This is a genomic window from Streptomyces sp. NPDC056222 (assembly GCF_042264065.1).
Taxonomy (GTDB): Bacteria; Actinomycetota; Actinomycetes; order Streptomycetales; family Streptomycetaceae; genus Streptomyces.
The window spans coordinates 1-15735 of record NZ_JBHJTL010000135.1 but is presented as its reverse complement, the minus strand read 5'-3'; the positions used below and the strand labels follow the sequence as shown (position 1 = coordinate 15735).

Below are 15735 nucleotides of genomic sequence, written 5' to 3'. Positions count from 1 at the left end.
ACAGCCACGGCGGGGGTGCGGCCGCTCGCCCCACGTCACGGCACCCAGAGCCCGTCGGCTGTGAGACCGAGCAGTTCGATCGCGTTGCCGCGCACGATCCGCTCCACCACGTCCGGCGCCAGGTGGCCCATCTGCACCTCGCCGACCTCCCGGGACTTGGGCCAGGTGGAGTCGGAGTGCGGGTAGTCGGTCTCGTACAGGACGTTGCCGACGCCGATCGCGTCGAGGTTCTTGAGCCCGAAGGCGTCGTCGAAGAAGCAGCCGTAGACATGCTCCGCGAAGAGCTCCGACGGCGGCCGCAGCACCTTCTCGGCGACTCCGCCCCAGCCGCGGTTCTCCTCCCAGACCACGTCGGCGCGTTCCAGGATGTACGGGATCCAGCCGATCTGGCCCTCCGCGTACATGATCTTCACGTTGGGGAAGCGTTCGAACTTCCCGCTCATCAGCCAGTCCACCATCGAGAAGCAGCAGTTGGCGAAGGTGATGGTGGAGCCGACGGCGGGCGGGGCGTCGGCGGAGGTGGACGGCATCCGGCTGGAGGAGCCGATGTGCATGGCGACGACGGTTCCGGTCTCGTCGCAGGCCCGCAGGAACGGGTCCCAGTAGTCGGTGTGGATCGACGGGAGTCCGAGGTGGGGCGGGATCTCGGAGAAGGCGACGGCGCGCACTCCGCGGGCGGCGTTGCGCCGCACCTCCTCCGCGGCGAGCTCGGCGTCCCAGAGGGGTATGAGGGTGAGCGGGATCAGCCGGCCGCCGGCCTCCGGACCGCACCACTCCTCCACCATCCAGTCGTTGTACGCGCGGATGCCGAGGAGGCCGAGCTCGCGGTCGCCCGCCTCGGTGAAGGTCTGCCCGCAGAAGCGCGGGAAGGTGGGGAAGCAGAGCGCGGACTGGACGTGGTTGACGTCCATGTCGGCCAGCCGGTCGGGCACGCTGTAGGAGCCGGGGCGCATCTGCTCATAGGTGATGACCTCGAGCCTGATCTCGTCCCTGTCGTAGCCGACGGCGGTGTCGAGACGGGTGAGCGGCCGGTGCAGGTCCTCGTACACCCACCAGTCGCCGATGGGCCCGTCGTCGCCCTTGGCGCCCATGACGGGCGCGAACTTGCCGCCGAGGAAGGTCATTTCCTTGAGAGGCGCCCGGACGATCCGGGGTCCGATGTCGCGGTACCTGGACGGGAGCCGGTCCCGCCAGACGTGAGGCGGCTCCACGGTGTGGTCGTCCACCGAGATGATCTTCGGGAAGGTCTCCATGCGTTTCACGGTAGCGCCGATCTGACGACCCGTCAGCTAGTCGGGAGGCCCGGAGCGACCGGATCCTGCCGGATCCGGCCGGAGATCCGGTCGGATCCTGTGGCAGGACTTGTGCAGACAGTCACCCGATGCTGACGTGCCCCCTCCGGACAAGGCAGACTGTCTTGGGCGAAACCAGCGGTGCGGGCAGGGGGAGCTATGGACCGTGAGAACGGGCCGCGAGTACCGGAGCAGAGGGCTCCGGAGGCGGGTCTCCACAGCGGCGGAGACCTGCGCTTCGGCGTGCTCGGACCGGTACGCGCCTGGCGGGACGGCGAAGCCCTGCCGTCCGGCTCCCCGCAGCAGCGGGCCCTGCTCGCCGCGCTCCTGATGCGCGAGGGCCGCACGGCCACGGCCGCGGAGCTGATCGACGCCATCTGGGGCGACGAGTCGCCCTCGCAGGCGCTGGCGGCGGTCCGGACGTACGCCTCACGGCTGCGCAAGATCCTCGACCCCGGGGTCCTGGTCAGCGACGCCGGCGGCTACGCGATCCGCGTGCCGGCCGGTGCGGTCGACCTGAACGTGGCCCAGGAGCTCGCGGCCGAGGCCGAGAAGCTGCGGGCGGCCGGGGACCGGAGCGCGTCGCGGAGCCGGCTGGGCAAGGCGCTGGGGCTGTGGGACGGCGAGGCCCTGGCCTCCGTACCCGGGCCGTACGCCGAGACGCAGCGGGTACGGCTCGAGGAGTGGCGGCTGCAACTCCTCGAGACCCGGCTCGACATGGACCTGGAGGCCGGCGCGCACGCGGAGGCCGTCTCCGAGCTGACCGCGCTGACGGCGGCGCACCCGCTGCGCGAGCGCCTGCGCGAACTGCTCATGCTGGCCCTCTACCGCAGCGGCCGGCAGGCCGAGGCGCTCGCCGTGTACGCGGACACCCGCCGGCTCCTCGCCGACGAACTGGGCGTCGACCCGTGCCCGGAGCTCTCCCGGCTCCAGCAGCGGATCCTCCAGGCGGACGCCGAACTGGCCCGTCCCGTCGAGGAATCGGCCCCGGCTCCGGTCGTGGCCCGGCCCGCGCAGCTCCCCGCCACGGTCCCGGACTTCACCGGCCGCAACTCCTTCGTACGGGACCTGGGCAAGCGGCTGTCCACGGCCGAGGGCTCCGTGATGGCCGTATCGGCGCTCGCGGGCATCGGCGGCGTCGGCAAGACGACGCTCGCCGTGCACGTGGCCCACGAGGCGCGGCCGCACTTCCCCGACGGCCAGCTGTACGTGGACCTCCAGGGCGCCGGCGCGAGGGCGGCGGCTCCCGAAACCGTCCTCGGAGCCTTCCTCCGCGCCCTCGGCACCCCCGACTCCGCGATCCCGGACTCGCTGGACGAGCGGGCGGCGCTGTACCGCTCGACGCTGGACGGCCGCCGGGTGCTCGTACTGCTCGACAACGCGCGGGACGCGGCCCAGATCCGCCCCCTTCTGCCGGGCACGGCGGGCTGCGCGGCGCTGGTGACCAGCCGGATCCGGATGGTGGACCTGGCCGGGGCACATCTGGTGGACCTGGACGTGATGTCGCCGGAGGAGGCGCTCCAGCTCTTCACGCGGATCGTGGGCGCGGAGCGGGTCTCGGCGGAGCGGGAAGCGGCCCTCGACGTGGTCGCCGCGTGCGGCTTCCTCCCTCTGGCGATCCGTATCGCCGCCTCGCGGCTGGCCGCGCGCCGCACCTGGACGGTGGCGGTCCTGGCGGCCAAACTCGCCGATGAGCGCCGCCGCCTGGACGAGCTCCAGGCGGGCGACCTCGCGGTCAAGGCCACCTTCGAACTCGGCTACGGCCAGCTGGAACCGGCCCAGGCACGCGCCTTCCGCCTGCTGGGCCTGGCGGACGGCCCGGACATCTCCCTCGCGGCCGCCGCGGCCGTCCTCGACCTGGAACTCCACGCCACGGAGGACCTCCTGGAGGCCCTGGTCGACACCTCCCTCCTCGAATCCGCGGCCCCGGGCCGCTACCGCTACCACGACCTGGTCCGCCTCTACGCGCGTGCGTGCGCGGAACGCGACGAACAACCGCCGGTGGAGAGGGAGCTGGCGCTCTCCCGGCTGCTGGACTTCTACCTGTCGACGGCGGCCCGCGTCTACGCGATCGAACGGCCGGGGGACCGGACGGTCGCGCATCTGGAGGCCACCCACCACGCCGGACTGGAGTTCTCGGACCACGCCCAGGCCCTCGACTGGCTGCACGCCGAGGCGGACTGCGTGCTGGCCTGCGCTCAGCAGTCCCTCGCTCCCGAGTCGCTGCGCCGGGCCGTCGATCTCCTGATGGCGACGAAGGACCTGGCCGAGTCGGGTATCAACGCCCTCCGGTACGAGATGGCGGCGGTGGCCGCGCGGGACGCGGCGCGGGCGGCCTGCGACGCCCGCTCGGAGGGCCGGGCGCGCACCACGCTCGGCCAGGTGTACAGCACGGCAGGCAGGTTCGACGAGGCCGACGAGCAGGCCCGTCTCGCCATGGACCTCGGCCGTTCCTCGGGCGATCCCTGGACGCGGGGCAACGCTCCCAACGAGCGCGGAATCCTCGCCCTGTACGAGAACCGTCACTTGGACGCCGAGACCCACCTGTCGCAGGCGCGGGACGCCTTCCGCGCCGACGCGAACAAGCCCGGGGAGGCGAGCGCGCTGTGCAATCTGTCGCGCGTGCACCTCGCCACGGGCAGGGTCGCCAGCGCCGTCGAACTCGCCAAGCAGGGCATCGCCATCTACGCGGAGGCGGACACGGGGCTCGCGCTGCGCCTTGCCAACGGCAAGTACGCCCTCGGGCTCGCCCTCACGGCAGGGGGTCAGACCGTCGAGGCCCGCGCCGTGCTGACCGAGGCGCTCGGTGTCTTCCAGGAGAGCCGGCAGCAACTGTGGCACGGGATGACGCTGTTCCGGCTCGCCGAGGTCCACCTCGCCGATCGCAGGTACGCAGCGGCGGCCGCCAACGCCGAACAGGCCCTCTCCGTGCTCCACGGCATCGGCGGGGAATGGCGTCGCGCCAACGTCCTCACGGTCCTCGGCCGCGGACTCAGTGCGCTGGGTCAGACGGACCGTGCGCGGGTGTGCTGGAGCGAGGCGCTCACGGTCTTCGAGCGGCTCGGCTCACCCGAGGCCACCGAGGTGCACGGACTGCTCCATCCGGCGGCGGTTGCCTGACCCGGGCTGGGCGTTCATCAATCGTTTATCGCCGCACGGCACTCTCATGCATGTCGATCCGTCGCGTCGGGGGGCAGACGGATCGCTACGAGGCCCCACCGTTAAGGTGTTCGGCCCTGGACGTCCGCCCGGCGGTCCAGGGGGTATTTGCCGGGCGGACGTTTCAGTCCCACCAAGCACAACGACTTCAGGAGCTGACTCCATGGCCGACAACCTCAAGCCCACTGATTCGCACGCGACGGGCGAGGACATCACCACCCTGGACTCGCACGCCACTGGCGAGCCGATCAAGCCGCTCGACTCCCACGCCACGGGTGGGGACATCACCACCCTGGACTCGCACGCCACCGGCGAGCCGATCAAGCCGCTCGACTCCCACGCCACGGGTGAGCCGCTCAAGTAACGATCCGAGCCGGCCCACGGGGGAAACAAGGGACCGGCTCGCAACGGGGGACGGCATCGGCGACGCCATCGGGGGAGCCGCCGAGGCCGTGACTGTCCGGGTCGCCGAAGCACCAGGCACGGGGGACGTCCGACGGCCGGGGGGACCGGTCGGGCAGGGCCTGGGGCGCAGTGACGGGACAGCGAAAAGAGGGGCCGGGCGGATGCCCGGCCCCTCTTGCACGGTCGCCGCCGGCCTCGGCGTCGCCCGGGATGACGGCCGCGATCGCCCTCGCCGGCACGGGGCGACGACGGCCGCCCCGCCGCCCCACCGCTCACCACCGGCACGGCATCGTCGTGCTCCGGCTCAGCGGGCGAACGACCCCAGGCCCACCAGGCAGTACACGTATTCGTTCACCGTCGCCCCGTTGATCGTGTAGCGGTGGGAGAACGCGTACTGCGTCTTCGGGTTGTCGTTGCAGCGGTTCAGGTCCGAGGTCAGGGGGATCGTCTCGATCACGCGGTAGTGCGCGTCCGAGGCCGAGCAGGGGACCTCCTCCACGTTGCTCACGCTCTGCGCGGTCGTCGAGTCCGGCAGCCGTCCGTTGAGGCAGGTGCCCTTGGCGTACGGGTCGGGCGCCGCCTCCGTCGTCGGGGCGGTGGTGGGGGTGGCGGTCGTCGGGAACGCGGACGTGGTGACCGGGACCGTCGGTGAACCGGCCGTCGGAGCCTTGTCGTCGTTGTCGTCGGTGAGGACGAGCACCGCGATCACCGCGCCGATCACGCCGAGCGTCACCAGGCAGCCCAGCGGGCTCGACTTGCGTGGCGGCTGAGCCGGGCCGGCGACCTGGATGCGCAGGAGCACCGTGCTGTTGCCGACCTGGGTCGGGATCACATCGCCGTTCCGGCACGGAGGGATACGGATGTGGGCGGGGCCCGTCGGCAGCGTGAGGGTGAGGGTCACACCCGTCGCCGCCTGCTGCGGGGTCAGGGTTATGGGGAGTTCGGGTGTCGACACCGGCTGCTCCAAGGGAGACGAGGGCAAGGGGACGCAGTGCGTTGCGGATTGTGCCGGTGGTGCCCACGCTGAAGCCGACGTTCCGCCAGTCAGCGACGATGTTGTGACCTGAGCACCCCCTTCACCACTTTCCCGCTCGCGTTCCTCGGCAGCTCCCCCACGAACTCCACCTCCCTCGGGACCTTGTAGTTCGCCATCTCCCGCCGCGCCCACGCGATCAGATCGTCCGCCGTGACCCTCGCCCCGGCCCGCCGGACCGCGAACGCCTTCCCTACCTCTCCCAGCCGCGGGTCCGGGACGCCGATGACCGCGACATCGGCGATGTCCGGGTGCAGGCCGAGGAGTTGCTCGACCTCCGCCGGATAGGCGTTGAAGCCGCCGACGATGAACATGTCCTTGATGCGGTCCGTGATCCGCAGGTTGCCCGCCTCGTCCAGGACCCCGACGTCGCCGGTGTGGAGCCAGCCGTCCGCGTCGACGGACTCCGCGGTGGCCGTCTCGTCCTCGAAGTAGCCGCTCATGACGTTGTGGCCGCGCACGAGGACCTCGCCCGCCGCCGAGAGACGGACCTCCGTGTCGGGGATCGGGCGGCCCGAGGTGGTCGCGACGACGTCCGCCGGGTCGCCCCTGCGGCACATGGTGACGATGCCGCTCGCCTCGGAGAGGCCGTACGCCGTGAGGACCGTGCCGACCCCCAGCTCGCCGCGCAGCCGCTCGACCAGCCGTAGCGGCACGACGGCCGCGCCCGTGACCACGAGCCGCAGGGCGGAGAGGTCGTACGAGGATCGGGCGGGGTGGTCCAGGAGCGACTGGTGCAGGGTCGGCGGCCCCGGCAGGACCGAGATGCGTTCGGCGGCGATGTTCGCCAGCGCGGTGTCCACGTTGAAGACGGGCTGCGGGACCATCACCGCCCCGCGCATCAGACAGGCGATGATCCCGGCCTTGTAGCCGAAGGTGTGGAAGAACGGGTTCACGATCAGATAGCGGTCGCCCTCCCGCAGGCCTGCGAGCTCCGACCAGATGCCGTAGCAGCGCAGTGTCTGGGCGTGCGTGATCACCGCGCCCTTGGGAGCGCCCGTCGTCCCCGAGGTGTAGATGATGTCCGAGGGGGCGGCGGAGTCGATCGCGTCGGCCCGGGCCCGCACCTCCGCCGTCGAGACGGACTCGCCCTCCGCCAGGAAGTCCTTCCAGGTCGTGTACTCCTCGGGCGCGGCGTCCGCGAGCACCACCACCCGTTCCAGGTCCGGGAGTTCGACCCCGGCTCGGCGCAGGGACGCGACGTACGAGGTTCCCAGGAACGTCCCGGTGATGAAGAGCAGCTTCGCCCGGGACCGCGCGAGCACGTACGCCGCCTCCGTGCCCTTGAAGCGGGTGTTCAGCGGGACGAGCACCGCTCCCGCCGTCACCGCACCGAGGGCCGAGACGATCCAGTCCAGGGTGTTCGGCGCCCAGATCCCGACCCGGTCGCCGGGCTCCACGCCCGCCGCGAGACAGGCCGCCGCCGCCCGTTCGACCCGCTCGCCCAGCTCCTCGTACGAGACGCGGGTACGCCCGTCGACCACCGCCTCGGCCGTCCCGTACCGTTCGGCCGCCGAGCGCACCAGCCCCGCTATCGAGCCCCATTCCAGGTCACCGCGCATTGCAGTCCCTTCCGCCGCACCCGTAGCTGACTATCCGTCAGATTAGCTGTACCCTGACGCGCTGTCAGCAGCTCGCGATCGGGGAGGTTGCAGTGCTCAAGGACGCCACGGCCATCGTCGGGATCGGTCAGACACCGTTCGCGAAACGGCTCCCCGAGTCCGAGAAGGCGCTCGCCTGCCGGGCGATCCTCGCCGCCCTCGACGATGCCGGCATCGCGCCCTCCGAGGTCGACGCCTTCGCCTCGTACACGATGGAGGAGACCGACGAGGTCGAGGTCGCCAAGGCCATCGGCGCCGGAGACGTCACGTTCTTCTCCAAGATCGGATACGGCGGCGGGGGCTCGTGCGCCACCGTCGGCCATCTCGCCGCCGCCGTCGCCACCGGACAGGCGAGCGTCGGGGTCGCCTGGCGGTCACGCAAACGCGGCAGCGGCCCCCGGCCGTGGAAGAACACCGCCGTCCAGCTGCCCACCCCCGGCCAGTGGACCCGCCCCTTCGGGCTGCTCCGCCCCACCGACGAGATCGGGATGCTCGCCCGCCGCTACATGCACGAGTACGGCGCCACCCGCGACCACCTCTTCAACGTCGCCCTCGCCTGCCGCAACCGCGCCAACCAGAACCCCGCCGCGATCATGTACGAGCGGCCGCTGACCCGCGAGATGTACATGACCGCCCGCTGGATCAGCGAACCCCTCTGCCTCTTCGACAACTGCCTGGAGACCGACGGGGCGCTGGCCTGCGTCATCGTCGGCGCCGAACGGGCCCGCGACTGCCGCCGGAAGCCCGTGTACGTCCACTCCGTCGCCCAGGGACTGCCCTCCCAGCACCACGGCATGGTCAACTACTGGAACGACGACCCGCTCTCCGGCCCCGCCTGGACCGCCGCCCGACACCTCTGGAAACAGGCCGACTTCGGCCCCCAGGACGTCGACGTGGCCCAGATCTACGACGCGTTCACCCCGCTCATCCCGCTCTCCCTGGAGGGGTACGGATTCTGCGACCGCGGCGAGGGCGCCGCGTTCACCGAGGGCGGCGCGCTGGAGATCGGCGGACGGCTGCCGATCAACACCGGCGGCGGCGGACTCTCCGAGGCGTACGTCCACGGCTTCAACCTCATCAACGAGGGCGTGAAGCAGCTCCGCGGCACCTCCACCGCCCAGGTCCCGGACGCCGCCACCTGCCTGGTCACCGCCGGTGAGGGCGTTCCCACGTCGGCGATCCTTCTGAGGAGTTGAGACACGATGCTGACACCTGTCGTCGACGAGGACGGCGCCCCCTTCTGGGAGTACGCCGCCCGGGGCGAGCTGAGGATCCAGGGCTGCACCGACTGCGGCGAGCTGCGCTTCCCGCCCCGGCCCTGCTGCCCGCACTGCCAGTCCTTCGGCAGCGAGTGGCGCCTCATGTCCGGGCGGGGCCGGATCTGGTCGTACGTGCTGCCCCATCCGCCGCTCCTGCCCGACTACGCCGCCCAGGCCCCGTACAACGCCATCCTCGTCGAGCTCGCCGACGCGCCCCGCATCCGGCTCGTCGGCAACGTCGTCGCGACCCCGGACGCGGCGCTCGACTCGGTCGACCCCGCGCGGCTGCGGATCGGGGCCGGCGTACGGGTGGCCTTCACCGAGATCGACGGCGTGACCGTGCCGCGCTGGCTCCTGGAGCGCGGATGACCGTCACCGTCGCACGCGACAAGGAGACGGGCGTCGCGGTCGTCACCCTCGACCGGGCCGAGAAGCACAACGCGATCACGCTGGACATGGCCCGGCGACTGGCCGACACCTGGCGGGAGTTCCGGTACGAGGACGAGGTGCGGGCCGTCGTGGTCACCGGCGCGGGCACCCGGGCCTTCTGCACCGGCATCGACCGCTCGGCCGAGGTCCCGCAGCCCTCGTCCCCGTACACGATCGACGATCCGCTGATCGCGATCGGCCCCAAGGCCAACGACCTGTGGAAACCGGTGGTAGCGGCCGTGGAGGGGATGGCCTGCGGCGGGGCCTTCTATCTGCTCGGGGAGGCGGAGTTCCTCGTCGCCGGCGAGGGAGCGACCTTCTTCGACCCGCACACCACCTACGGGATGGTCAGCGCCTTCGAGACCATCCACATGGCGCAGAGGATGCCGTTCGGAGAGGTGGCCCGCATGGCGCTCATGGGGAGCGCCGAGCGGATCTCGGCCCGCCGGGCGTACGAGACGGGGCTCGTCTCCGAGCTGACGGAGCCCGGCGGCGCCCTGGACGCCGCTTGCAGGGCCGCCGCCGTCATCGCCTCGTACCCGACCGAGGCGGTCCAGGGCACGGTCCGCGCCCTGTGGTCGGCCAAGGAGGCCGCCCGGGCGCAGGCCCTGGCCCACGCCCCTCATCTGATCGCGCTCGGAAACCTGGCGCCGGAACGGCAGGCGGAGCTGTTCACCCGCAGGAACGGCGGCCACCGCCTCAGATGAGGCGTCCGGCCTCCGCCCCCTCCACCGCTCCCGTCGGGCGTCACGGCTGCTTGCGCACGTCCCACACCGAGCAGCTCTTCACCTTGTCGACGGACTTCGGGGTCTTCATCGCGACCTCGAAGTCCTTCGACTCACCCGGCTCGACCGTGATCAGCCGCTCGGCCGAGTCGACCCGCGTGCCCACGGAGCCCTGGAACTCCAGGGTGACCTTGAAGGTCTCCGTGAACGTCTCGCGGGAGGTGATCCGCAGCGTGGCGGTCGTGTCCGCCTTACGGGCGGGCTTGCCCTTGCGCTTCTTCTGCGCGGGCTTGACGCAGTCGACGACCACGACGTCCACCGTCGACGTGGGAGAGGACGACACGGTCGGGGTCGCGGTCGGCGAGGACGTGTAGTCGCTGCCGCCCGAGCTACCGGAGAGGTCGTCGCTGTCGTAGTCGTCGTTCTTCTTCTTGGAGCTGGAGCAGCCACCACCGCTGGAGCTCTTGCTCTTGCTCTTGCTCTTGCCGCTCTTGCTCTTGCCGTAGCTCGTCGTCTGGAAACCCGTCAGCGCGAGCACCACCATCGTGAGCGTCGCCGTGAGCCTGAGGCCCCGACGGCGCGCCGTCCCCGTTGCCATCCCTGGCCCTTCCTGTCGTGTCCGCGCCACCCTAGCGCCGCGTGGCGGGGCCCCCGCACCCGGCGTAGCGTCGACAGCGAGAGCCGGACCGCAAGGAGGCCGATCGATGCTCCGCAACGTCATCGGCTCGGTCCTGGCCCTCGCCGGAGCGACGGCCGCCGTCTGGAGCCCCTTCCGTGCCTGGTACGACGGCCGTCACGGCAGCGATTACCCCATCGAGGACCTGTTCGGGGGCATCACCGACGCCAAGGCCGAGGTGATCGGCTCGATCCTGCTGCCCTTCGCCTTCGCGGCCGTGGTCACCCTCGCCGGCGTGGTGTTCCGCTCCCGCCTGCTCGTGGCCCTCGCCGGACTGATCGTGCTCGGCTTCACCATCCTGTGGATGGTCCGCGTCGGCCAGGCCGAGGGCAGCCTGACCATCGCCGGCGACGGTACGGGGCTCGGCGACGGCGTCGCCCTCGCCTTCGGCGGCGGAGTACTGCTCCTACTGGCGTCTCTGGTCATGTCGGGCCGCGCCCGCGCGCGCCACGTCCCCCTCGAACCGGAGGCCGGCCGGCCCCCGGAGCCCACGCAGCCCCTGTACCCGACCCAGCCCACGTACCCGACGCCGGACGCCCCGTACGAGACCCCCACACGGACCATGGACGTCCCGTCCTGGCCCCAGGACACGACGCGCGAACCACCGAATCCGAACCACCGCGCGTGACCCGGCGCGCACGACCTCTGCGCACCACTCCCGTATCTCGGCGCGCCCTACCGAACGCGCCCGACTGAACGCAGCCGACGGCCTGGGCGCGCCCGAGGGCCTCGGCGCGCCCGACCCGGCTCACGCCCTGGGCGCGGCAGCCCCCCGACCCGTCGCCGTGCCCTTCACCGCGTCCAGCGCGTACACACAGCGGTCCTTGCTGCACGCGTACACGACCCCGCCCCGCGCCACCGGCGAGCCCGTGATCTCGCCGCCGGTCGCGAGCTTCCAGCGCAGCTGGCCGCCCATCGCGTCCAGCGTGTAGAGGACGTGGTCCGCCGAGCCGAAGTGCACCCGGCCGTCGGCGACGACCGGGGCGCCGATCAGCTCCCCGCCCGCCGCGAACCGCCACTTCGGGGTGCCGGTCACCGCGTCGAGCGTGTACAGGGCGCTGCCGCTGCCCACATGCACGTTGCCGTCGACGACCAGAACGGGCTCGATCGACTGGCGGGACTCCGTGGCGATCCGCCACCGGTCCTGGCCGGTGGTCGCGTCCAGCGCGTACACCGTGCCGAGGTAGTCGGCGAGATAGACCCCGCCACCCGTGACGGCGGGCCCCGGGGCGAAGGTCGGCGGGGAGAGGAAGACGGCGGGCGCCTCGAAGTGCCAGCGGACGCGCCCGCCGGCGATGTCGATCGACAGCACGCGCGTACCGGCCGCGACGTACACACAGCCGTCCTCCGCCGGAGTCACCCGTACGGGGACGTTGCCGCACGAGGCGGCGTCGCCGACCGGGTACGACCAGCGCTCCGCACCCGTACGGGCGTCCAGGGCCTGGAGCCGGGCTTCGCGCCACACGTACACCGTGTCGCCGTGGATGGCGGGCCCGGCCTCCGGAGTCTCGAAGTCCGTCTGCGCGCCGGTGACCTCCCACAGCTTGGCGCCGTTGGACGCCTCCCAGCCCTGGACCCCGCCGCCCCGGGTGCCGGTGACGACCGTGCCCCGGTCGACCTTGAGGGAGTACACCCAGGCGTCCGTCTGGAGCCGCCAGCGCTCGCTGCCGTCGGTGGCGTCGAGCGCGTACAGCGTCGGCCCGTCGGAAGCGTGGACACGGCCCTGGGCCACGGCCATGGACCAGGCCACGTCCCGGGTCTTGAACTGACGGCGGCCACTGGCCACGTCCAGGGCGTGCACCTCGAAGGAGGTGACGTAGAGCAGGTCGCCGGCGACGACCGGCGTGCCCCAGACGTCGTTCGACATCCGGAAGCGCCAGGGCCGCCAGTGCGCGGGCTCCTGCGTGGCCTCCGGCGCGGGGGCGGGCAGCGGGCGGGAGCCGGGCGGCGGGCCGGGCTCTACGCCGTTCGGGCCGCCGCCGGGCGGGCGGATCCAGCCGGTGGCCGGACCGGCGTCGACGACCGAACCGACGGCGGCGCGGGTGTCGGCGACCCGCAGGCCGGGACCGATCGGGACGGCGGCACCGGCGAGCCGTACGGGACCGGCGGCCTCGGCCGGCGCGGCGTGACGACCGCCGCCCGGCTGGCCGGGGTGCGCGTCGCCGCCCCACTCCGGCGTAGACCGGGGCGGACGCGGCGGCGCGGGCGGGGCGGCCGGGGGCGGCGGGGCACTCGGACGGCCCCCGCGGCGCGTCTCGATCATGGCCGTGGCGCGCTGCGGCAGCCAGGCCGAGGCCGTACCGCTGTCGTCGCTGCCGGAGCCGAAGAGATGGGGTGCGAGCTGTGCCTGGAGGTCGGCCGGAGTGGGCCGGCGCGACACGTCCATCTGCATACAGGACTCGATGAGCGGGCGCAGCTCGTCGGGCAGCCCCTCCAGGTCCGGCCCCTCCCTGAGCAGCATGAAGACCGTCTCGACGGGGTTCGCGCCATGGAAGGGAGCATGACCGGTGGCGGCGAAGACCAGCATCGAGCCGAGCGAGAAGACGTCGCTGGCACCGGTGACGCTGCGCGAGTCGCGGGCCTGCTCGGGCGACATGTACGCGGGCGTGCCGACGGCGACGTTGGTCATGGTCAGGCGGGTGTTCGAGACCCCGGAGGCGATACCGAAGTCGATCACCCGGGGGCCGTCCTCGACGACGAGGACGTTGGACGGCTTGAGGTCGCGGTGGACCAGGCCCGCGCCGTGGATGGACTGCAGGGCCTCGGCTACACCGGCGGCCAGCCACCGCACCGCCTGGGCCGGCAGCGGCCCGCACTCGTTCACTATCTCTTCGAGGGAGGGCGCGGGCACGTACGCGGTGGCCAGCCAGGGCACGGCGGCCCGGGGATCGGCGTCGACGACGGCGGCCGTGTAGAAGCCGGAGACGGCACGCGCCGCCTCGACCTCACGGGTGAAGCGGACACGGAACAGCTGGTCCTCGGCGAGCTCGGTCCGCACGGTCTTGATCGCCACGCGCCGCCCGGACGCCGAGCGCGCGAGATAGACCAGGCCCATGCCACCTGCACCGAGCCGGCCCAGCACCTCGAAGGGCCCGATCCGTCTCGGGTCGTGCTGCGTCAGCTGCTCCACTTGCCTGCCACCTCCCCGTACGGGCCATGAGAATACGGCCCCGTGGCCCTGATTCTTCCTGTCCGAGGCGACGGTTGCGAACCCGGGGGCGGATCGGGGTGTCCTATCTCATTTCGCCGGGCGGCGCGGAGGGCTTTTCGGGCGATTCGGTGGATTCGTCCGGCGTCTCGTCCGAGGGGGCGCCGGAAGCGTCTCGTACGGGCTCGTCGGCGGGCTCGTCGGTGGGTCGGGGGGCGGTCTCTTCGGTGGGTTCCGCGAGGACTGCGAAGCGGGCGCCCTGGTTGTCGCGGAGGACGGCGATGCGGCCGTGCGGGGTGTCGAAGGGAGGGTTCGTGACGCGGCCGCCGAGGGCGGTGGCGGTCGCGCAGGTCTCGTCGCAGTCGTCGACGGCGAAGTAGACGAGGATGTGCCCCGGCAGCTCGGCCGGGAAGGCCTCGGTGAGGACGGCGCGGCCACCGAAGGACGTGTCGTCGCCCGGGCGGGAGCCAGGCGGGGACCAGACGCGGTAATCGAAGTCGCCCTCCCTGCCCTCCTCGTCCGGTTCCACTTGGGTGCCCAGATAGCCGAAGACGGAGGCGTAGAAGGTGTCGACCGCGTCCCGTTCCCTCGTATAGACCTCCATCCAGCAGAAGGAGCCGGGGAGCATCGTCCGCTCGAAGCCGTCGTCGTCACCGGCCTGGCGCAGTCCGAAGACGGCGCCGCCGGGGTCGGCGGCCAGCGCCAGGATCCCGAAGGGGCCGACGGGGTACGGATCCATGATCATCTGGCCGCCGGCGGCCTTGATCCGGGCGGCGAGGGTGCCGGCGTCCCGGGTGGCGAGGTAGATGGTCCAGGTGGTGGGCATCCGGCCGTCCCGCTTCGGGATGAGGCCGGCCACGCGCCTGCCGTCCTTGCGGGCCTCGTCGCGGTCGGGGTCGAAGGTCCAGCCGAAGAGCTCGCCGTAGAACCGCTTGCCCGCCTCGAGGTCGGGGAGCTGCGCCTCCACCCAGCAGGGGGTGCCCTCTGTGAATACGGCCATGGCTCCACGCTAGGTCCGGGTGACCCGCCCCGCACGCCCCGTAATCGAACATACCGCCATATAGGGACCCGGCGGACACCGGATTCCGTGAGTTGTCCACCGAAGTTTTCCACAGGCTGTTAATAAGCCTTTTCGAGTACGAGCCCGCTCCCCGACCCCCGGGGACGCCCTTCGACCGCCCGGGAGGGGGTGCACCCCATTTGCAGTCGGTCGAATCGCGCGCCGATCACCCCTCGGTAAGCTGACGGCATGACAGGACAAGTACGCACCGTCGACGGCCGCGTGGCTGGACGACGCGGTCAGGCGACGCGGCAGAAGCTGCTCGACTGCCTCAGCGAGATGCTCAGCTCCTCGCCGTACCGGGACGTCAAGGTCATCGACGTGGCCCGGAAGGCGGGCACTTCACCCGCGACGTTCTATCAGTACTTCCCCGACGTCGAGGGCGCCGTTCTCGAGATCGCGGAGGAAATGGCCAAGGAGGGCGCGGGGTTGACCGAACTGGTCTCCGGCCGCTCCTGGGTCGGCAAGGCCGGCTGGCAGACCTCCGAGGAACTGGTCGAGGGCTTCCTGGACTTCTGGCGCCGGCACGACGCGATCCTGCGGGTCGTGGACCTCGGGGCCGCGGAGGGCGACAAGCGGTTCTACAAGATCCGCATGAAGATCCTGAACTCCGTCACCAACTCCCTCACGGACACGGTGAAGGAGCTCCAGGCCAAGGGCAAGGTCGACAAGGATGTCAGCCCCGCGGCGATGGCGGGCTCCCTGGTGGCGATGCTGGCCTCGGTGGCCGGCCATCAGAAGGGCTTCCAGACCTGGGGTGTGAAGCAGGCCGAACTGAAGCCCAATCTGGCGCTGTTGGTGCATCTGGGGATCACGGGCAAGAAGCCGACGAAGTAGGAGCGCCCTGCCGAAGCCCCCGCCGCACCTCCCTCCCCCCATTCGTCCTGTCGCGGCGCGGGCCGGGCCCCCCCCCCCCCCGGGCGGGGGGGGGCCCGGAGGGGCCCCCCC

The 15735-nt window shown here is 71.9% G+C and carries 13 protein-coding genes; 7 read left to right on the top strand and 6 right to left on the bottom strand.

Annotation, left to right across the window (positions count from 1 at the left end; translation table 11 throughout):
- Positions 1-35: 35 nt before the first annotated feature.
- A complete protein-coding gene (locus ACFC0D_RS35900) occupies positions 36-1253 on the bottom strand; it encodes an amidohydrolase family protein (protein WP_376445558.1) in 1218 nt (405 codons plus the stop codon).
- Between the two features lie 198 nt (positions 1254-1451).
- On the opposite strand from ACFC0D_RS35900, the gene ACFC0D_RS35895 reads away from it, so the two are divergent.
- Complete coding sequence (locus ACFC0D_RS35895) at positions 1452-4412, top strand: BTAD domain-containing putative transcriptional regulator (RefSeq protein WP_376445555.1); 2961 nt, start codon at positions 1452-1454, stop codon at positions 4410-4412.
- A 202-nt stretch (positions 4413-4614) separates the two neighbouring features.
- Positions 4615-4815 carry a hypothetical protein gene (locus ACFC0D_RS35890; protein WP_376445552.1) on the top strand — a complete coding sequence of 67 codons (201 nt, stop codon included), beginning with the start codon at positions 4615-4617 and terminating at the stop codon, positions 4813-4815.
- A gap of 345 nt (positions 4816-5160) precedes the next feature.
- Here ACFC0D_RS35890 and ACFC0D_RS35885 read toward each other — a convergent pair whose 3' ends face one another.
- Positions 5161-5811, bottom strand: a complete 651-nt coding sequence (locus tag ACFC0D_RS35885; protein WP_376445550.1) for a hypothetical protein — start codon at positions 5809-5811, stop codon at positions 5161-5163.
- A gap of 89 nt (positions 5812-5900) precedes the next feature.
- The gene (locus tag ACFC0D_RS35880; protein WP_376445547.1) at positions 5901-7451 is read right to left on the bottom strand and encodes a FadD3 family acyl-CoA ligase; all 1551 of its coding nucleotides are present in this window, start codon (positions 7449-7451) and stop codon (positions 5901-5903) included.
- 92 nt (positions 7452-7543) lie between these two features.
- Between ACFC0D_RS35880 and ACFC0D_RS35875 the strand changes: the two genes are divergently transcribed.
- From ACFC0D_RS35875 to ACFC0D_RS35865, 3 genes are read left to right on the top strand one after another with little or no spacing between them, the layout of a single operon-like run.
- Positions 7544-8686: a lipid-transfer protein gene (locus tag ACFC0D_RS35875; protein WP_376445543.1), complete on the top strand. Its 1143-nt coding sequence runs from the start codon at positions 7544-7546 to the stop codon at positions 8684-8686.
- A 6-nt stretch (positions 8687-8692) separates the two neighbouring features.
- The gene (locus ACFC0D_RS35870) at positions 8693-9118 is read left to right on the top strand and encodes a Zn-ribbon domain-containing OB-fold protein (protein ID WP_376445540.1); all 426 of its coding nucleotides are present in this window, start codon (positions 8693-8695) and stop codon (positions 9116-9118) included.
- The gene (locus tag ACFC0D_RS35865; protein ID WP_376445537.1) at positions 9115-9885 is read left to right on the top strand and encodes an enoyl-CoA hydratase/isomerase family protein; all 771 of its coding nucleotides are present in this window, start codon (positions 9115-9117) and stop codon (positions 9883-9885) included. The genes ACFC0D_RS35870 and ACFC0D_RS35865 overlap by 4 nt, the downstream gene beginning before the upstream one ends.
- Positions 9886-9925: 40 nt before the next feature.
- Here ACFC0D_RS35865 and ACFC0D_RS35860 read toward each other — a convergent pair whose 3' ends face one another.
- Positions 9926-10501, bottom strand: coding sequence for a hypothetical protein (locus ACFC0D_RS35860; protein ID WP_376445534.1), 576 nt, complete (start codon positions 10499-10501; stop codon positions 9926-9928).
- 106 nt (positions 10502-10607) lie between these two features.
- Here ACFC0D_RS35860 and ACFC0D_RS35855 point away from each other — a divergent pair, with 106 nt between their 5' ends.
- Positions 10608-11207: a hypothetical protein gene (locus ACFC0D_RS35855; protein ID WP_376445531.1), complete on the top strand. Its 600-nt coding sequence runs from the start codon at positions 10608-10610 to the stop codon at positions 11205-11207.
- 120 nt (positions 11208-11327) lie between these two features.
- Here ACFC0D_RS35855 and ACFC0D_RS35850 read toward each other — a convergent pair whose 3' ends face one another.
- Positions 11328-13709 (bottom strand): PQQ-binding-like beta-propeller repeat protein, encoded by a 2382-nt coding sequence (locus tag ACFC0D_RS35850; RefSeq protein WP_376445529.1) that lies wholly within the window; start codon positions 13707-13709, stop codon positions 11328-11330.
- Positions 13710-13812: 103 nt separating this feature from the next.
- A complete protein-coding gene (locus ACFC0D_RS35845) occupies positions 13813-14727 on the bottom strand; it encodes a VOC family protein (protein ID WP_376445526.1) in 915 nt (304 codons plus the stop codon).
- A 249-nt stretch (positions 14728-14976) separates the two neighbouring features.
- Here ACFC0D_RS35845 and ACFC0D_RS35840 point away from each other — a divergent pair, with 249 nt between their 5' ends.
- On the top strand, positions 14977-15624 hold the full coding sequence (locus ACFC0D_RS35840) for a TetR family transcriptional regulator (RefSeq protein ID WP_329119397.1): 648 nt from the start codon (positions 14977-14979) through the stop codon (positions 15622-15624).
- The last annotated feature ends 111 nt before the right edge of the window (positions 15625-15735 follow it).